Source organism: Synechococcus sp. R8-2, from assembly GCF_047461715.1.
Taxonomy (GTDB): domain Bacteria; phylum Cyanobacteriota; class Cyanobacteriia; order Thermostichales; family Thermostichaceae; genus Thermostichus.
On the sequence record NZ_JANSHQ010000692.1, the window covers coordinates 1 to 3,114 of the forward strand.

General features: G+C 58.8%; 3 protein-coding genes. 1 reads left to right on the plus strand and 2 read right to left on the minus strand.

The annotated features are described in order from the left end of the window. Nucleotides 1-131: 131 nt before the first annotated feature. Entirely contained in the window at nucleotides 132-1,250 is a 1,119-nt protein-coding gene (locus NW819_RS13920; RefSeq protein WP_414414109.1) for an alpha/beta fold hydrolase, read from the plus strand. 126 nt (nucleotides 1,251-1,376) lie between these two features. Here NW819_RS13920 and NW819_RS13925 read toward each other — a convergent pair whose 3' ends face one another. Together NW819_RS13925 and NW819_RS13930 are read right to left on the minus strand one after the other, a co-directional pair. Further along, nucleotides 1,377-2,024, minus strand: coding sequence for a flavin prenyltransferase UbiX (locus NW819_RS13925; protein WP_011431889.1), 648 nt, complete (start codon nucleotides 2,022-2,024; stop codon nucleotides 1,377-1,379). 166 nt (nucleotides 2,025-2,190) lie between these two features. Beyond that, nucleotides 2,191-2,721, minus strand: a complete 531-nt coding sequence (locus NW819_RS13930) for a hypothetical protein (RefSeq protein ID WP_414414110.1) — start codon at nucleotides 2,719-2,721, stop codon at nucleotides 2,191-2,193. Between the last annotated feature and the right edge of the window lie 393 nt (nucleotides 2,722-3,114).

Genomic DNA, 3,114 nt, shown 5'->3' on the forward strand with positions numbered 1-3,114 from the left:
CATTGGGTCTGGGGTTATGGACACAGTCATGCTGGCATGTCCTGGAAGATATAGAAGAACCGGTGGCAAAGTACGTCCTATTAAATGACGAGCCGAGGAAACCACTAAGATTGGTCTAGCCTAAATTGGAGATGAGCCTATTGTTGTCACCCACTTCTCCCTTGCACGGACTCGACTCCCATCCTTCCCCTTCTGCTCCCGTCGGCGCCAATTCCGTCGGCAATCCCGGTTTCTCCTCTGTTGATGCGCCCCCCCCTTCCCCAACGGGCAGCGACAGGGATCCCTTGTCGGCTTTGCCTCGCTACGGCTACCCCCAAACCTGGCATTGGCGGGGCTGGCCCATCCATTTCACTTACACTCCCAGTCGTGCCCAAACCCCTGCCGGTGTAGTCAACTTAACGGCAGCTCCGGCCCTTTTAATCCACGGATTTGGGGCTTCGGTGGGCCATTGGCGCCACAACATTCTCCCTCTGGGATCCCAGCGCTCCGTCTATGCCCTCGACTTGCTGGGATTTGGCAAGAGTGCCAAGCCGGAGATCGCCTACAGCGTTGATCTGTGGGTGGAGCAGGTGTACGAGTTTTGGCAAACTCACATTCAGCAGCCCAGCATCCTGGTAGGCCATTCCATCGGGGGCTTGGTGGGGGTAATTGCCGCCGCCCGCTATCCCCAAATGGTGAAAGGCTTGTGCTTGATCAGTTGTGCCGATGGGCCTCACCCCGAAGAATTACCCCCTCCCTGGGATGTCTTGGTGCAGCTCCTTTGCGACGGGATCCTGGCCGTCTTGGGCTGCCCACTCACCTATCCCCATTTGTTTAACTGGCTGCGGCAAACCGAGGTGCTGCGGGCTTGGATCAAAAACGTCTACAAGCGGGATGAGCAGGTGGATGACGAGCTGGTGCAGATCTTCCAGAGACCGGCCTTTGAGCCGGGGGCAGCCCACGTGTTTTTGGACGGTCTGAGGGCCATTCTCTGCCGCCGCTTCGACAGCCCCAAACGCCTGCTGCCCACCCTAAAAATGCCTATCTTGCTACTTTGGGGCCGAGAAGATCCGGCAGTGCCCAGTTTTTTGGCAGACCAATTTAAGCGCTGGCAACCTGCCCTCACCTTGGTGAAGCTGCCGGGAGTAGGCCACTGCGCCCACGACGAGCTGCCTCACTGGGTCAACACCCTCATCGGGGAATGGGCGGCCAGTCTGGAGACCTGCCCTAACTTGCCCACCCCCCTTCAGCGGGATCCCCGAGTCGGCTAGCTCAGCAAGTGATCTGAGCTATTCCCGGCAAGGTGCCACAAGTGAGGGCTATCGGCACAGGGCCCCCCCCAGCTTGGAACACCCCCAAGCCAAATCCCAGCCTGCCGCCGGGAAAAGGGATCCCGCTCAGAGATCAGGGGGCAGCTTGAGGATCTGATGCTGGCGCATCCCCTGCCAGCGGCGAATGAGATCGCCATCAATACCGAACTGATCCAACGCCTTCACCACCACAAAATCCACCAAATCTAGGATGGTACGCGGCTGGTGGTACCAAGCTGGAATGGCCGGAACAATGCGCGCCCCCGCTTCTGCCAGAGTGGTCAAGTTGCGCAGGTGGATCAGGCTAAAGGGGGTTTCCCGCGGCACCACCACCAAGCGTCGTCCCTCCTTGAGCTGCACATCAGCAGCCCGCTCCAGCAGATCCGAGCTCAAGCCGGCAGCCAACTTGGCAACTGTACCCATGCTGCACGGGATCACCAACATCCCCTGCGTGCGATAGGAGCCACTGGCAATGGTTGCCCCCACATCCTGCCAGCGATGACAAACTAGGGATCCACCGCTGCTCTCGGCTTGCTGTCGCCAAAAGTGGGCCTGCTTGCGGGGGTCTGTCGGCAGCAGCACCCCTTGTTCTCCCTGCCACACCTGATAGGCCGCTTTGGAGGCCACCACTTCGACGCGGTAGTCCAGGCTGAGCAGAACATGCAGAGCGCGCACAGCATAGAGCATCCCTGAAGCGCCTGATACGCCAAGGATGATGGGCAGAGAGGATGTCAAGGGCCGCTGGGGAACGTCTTCTGCTCAAGTCTAGCGAGGGGAGCCGTCCCTCGCCTGCTCAGGAGATCCCTAACCCACTGCTCCAAAAGACTTGCACAACGCGGGATAAAAATGCTCCTGGCACAGGTTGAAGGCAGCGCTCAAGCCCCAGTCTGACTCTTCTCTGTTAGGTCTGCAGATTTTGCCGCCCGTTGCGGATCACCCGCAAGGACTCCACCAACCGCAACTCCAAGTCTTGCAACACCTGATCCACGTAACGGTGGGCCTCCCGCTGCAGGCGCTCCGATTCCTGCAGTGTCTGTCGCCGCACCTCCTCACTATGTTGATAGGCTTGTTGCAATAACTGCTCCGCTTGAGCTTGGGCCTGTCGCAGAATGGTCGATTCGTTGAGGAGCTGCTCAGCCCTACGTTGGGCCGCGGCCACAATTTCTTGGGCGTAGCGATTGGCCTCTGCCAAGATCCGATCCCGCTGGCGCAGCAGTTCCTCCGCTTCCTCCAGGGCTGTCGGCAGGTTCAGGCGGATAAAGTCTAACTGCTCCAGAATCTTTTCCTCTTCAATAAGGGTGCGAGACCAAAACAGGCGAGGGCTACTGAGAATGGCTGCCTCCAATTGATCCAGGGCCTCCTGGACGCGCATCAGAGCCAGGGTCTGATCCCCAAAGGGTACGCCGGCACGATTGGAAGGATCAGAGGGCAATTCTCGCATCAGTCTATGAAGAGGGGAGGCTGCACTGAGCAAAAGAGCAGATCAGGCAGGATAACGCCTACCATATCAGGTTCTCGGTTTCCTGAATCTGCGCAGTCTCCCCTTCGCTCCAACCACTCTTCGTGAAGTAGATGTTCTTTTTGATATGAGGGGACGATGGACTTTCTCCCTCGCGGAGGCTGTGAGCCAAGCGGCAGAGAGGCTGCTTACCGGTCGGTTGGTGCCACAGCGGCTGGGGAGCCGAGGTTGCTCGGCTGCCAAAAGAGCGCCAATGGAGGAGATTTATAGTCATTTTGAATAGGAATAAAACATTTCCGTTGCATTGCTCTCCAACCCCCCTCTCCCAGAGAGATGAGCTGGGGGGTCGCGGCAGCGGCGCGGAGC

Excerpts from the sequence above, each read along its gene's own strand:
- NW819_RS13920 (WP_414414109.1), top strand. The coding sequence starts at position 132 with ATGAGCCTATTGTTGTCACCCACTTCTCCCTTGCACGGACTCGACTCC.